Origin of the sequence: Mesorhizobium sp. M7A.F.Ca.CA.001.10.2.1 (genome assembly GCF_003998575.1) — a bacterium.
Taxonomy (GTDB): Bacteria; Pseudomonadota; Alphaproteobacteria; order Rhizobiales; family Rhizobiaceae; genus Mesorhizobium.
The window spans coordinates 1-1,766 of sequence record NZ_RZQY01000928.1; the positions used below are offsets into that span (position 1 = coordinate 1).

Annotated in this window: 2 protein-coding genes; both read left to right on the forward strand. The window is 63.9% G+C overall.

Features of this window, described 5'->3' with window-relative positions:
• Positions 1-871: hypothetical protein (locus EN964_RS33575; RefSeq protein ID WP_127277380.1), on the forward strand; the 871-nt coding region annotated here is incomplete at its 5' end.
• A gap of 147 nt (positions 872-1,018) precedes the next feature.
• Positions 1,019-1,711: a thioredoxin family protein gene (locus tag EN964_RS33580; protein ID WP_127269731.1), complete on the forward strand. Its 693-nt coding sequence runs from the start codon at positions 1,019-1,021 to the stop codon at positions 1,709-1,711.
• Positions 1,712-1,766: the final 55 nt, after the last annotated feature.

Sequence of the window (1,766 nt, forward strand, 5' to 3'; positions counted from 1 at the left end):
GGACACGGCCTCGACGAAACCGCAGCGTCAGTTGGTGCTGCAGGATACCTACAAAGAAAACGGCGGACAGGGCACTGCGACGCTGAACAGCTTCGACGTCAGCGCCAACGGCACCGCCACCGCGCAGGCCACCGCGAGTTTCGCCATGAAGACCGTGTTCATGCAGATGGCCAGGATCCCTACGGTGGCGATCGGCGTCACGTCGGCGGTGAACAAGGCGCCAGCTTTGGTGGAGGCGACCTTCAAGGTCAGCGGGGTGTCGGGTTACTGGAACAAGACAATGACGCTCTACGGCACGATGTTCGGTGCGAAGGAGGGCAAGCCTCTGATGACGATCGATTACAAATACGGCGGGGGCACGGATCCCAAAGGGTACGGCACCACCACCGTCAGCAAGATCGACAGTCTGGGCGTCGCCACGGTGGCCCAAACGCAGGTTTGCAAGGTCGGCAAAAAGGCGCCTGACGGGGTGACGCTGAACACCGACCAGTTTGGCACGAAATATTACTGCGTCGACACGATGGCTGCCGGCAACACCGCCGGTGCCTCAATCGACGTCAGCCAGATGGCTGGCCTCTATCTGCAGATGAACGTCCCATCTGGCAATCCGCAAAACCTCTATTCGAACGATCCGGCCACGTCCAACCGGCTCTATAGCTCGACAAGCAAGGACATCCCCCCGGCCGAAATGGCGACCGGCCAGATCGTCGATATCTTTGGCCTCGTTCCTTGTGGATCGACAGCCTACCAGGCCTGGGAAGACGGCGGCAACAAGGTCCCGGCGCCCGTCAGCAACGCCGACTTCTTCTACAACGTCACCGGCAAGTGCGACTTCAACAAGCGGCCCAACAACACGCGGCTGACGCAGTAGAAGCTGCTCTTCTTGCCTTCTCCCCTTGCGGGAGAAGGAAGAACGCTAGCGATCACAAACCGGTGAGCGCTGTAACGAAGGCGCCGACAGCGGCGAAGTGGGGATATCAGCGGTGCATCCAGGCGCCGCCGCCCACGGAGCAAGCCGATGTCCCGCAAGTTCGTCACAGTGTCCAGCCTCTCGGCGCTTGCGCTGGCGGTGTCGCTCGGTGCGGCGGCCGCCCAGCCGCTCAGCGTGGTCGAGCTGTTCACCAGCCAGGGCTGCTCGTCCTGCCCGCCAGCCAACGCCAATCTGATCAGGGTCAAGGACCAGCCCAGCGTGCTGGCGCTGTCGTTCAACGTCACCTACTGGGACTATCTCGGCTGGAAGGACATTTTCGGAAAACAGGAATTCACCCGGCGCCAGGTCAATTACGAGCCGGCGCTCGGCCATGACGGGCCGTTCACGCCGCAAGTGGTGGTCAACGGCCATGCCGATGTCGTCGGCGCCGCACCTGGCGAGATCGAAAAGCTGATCTCGGTGAGCGGCCGGACGAGCGGCCCGGCATTGTCGCTCGATGGCGGCAAGATCAGCATCGGCGCCGGCGCCGCACCTGGCGGCCACGCCGATGTCTGGCTGGTGCGCTATGCCAAGGGCATCGTCGAGGTGCCGGTGTCGCGCGGCGAAAACACCGGCCGCACCTTGCCCCACGCCAATGTCGTGCATGCGCTCGAAAAACTCGGCGGCTGGACCGGCGCGGCCACGACGTATCCGCTGCCCCACGCATCCGGCGGCCTGAGCACGGCCGTGCTCGTGCAGTCGCCCGGTGGCGGACCGATCCTGGCGGCCGCGACCGACTAGATCGCGCTTCGACAAGAGATTGCGCAACGCCGCATGGAGCGGCGCCGCATAGCAC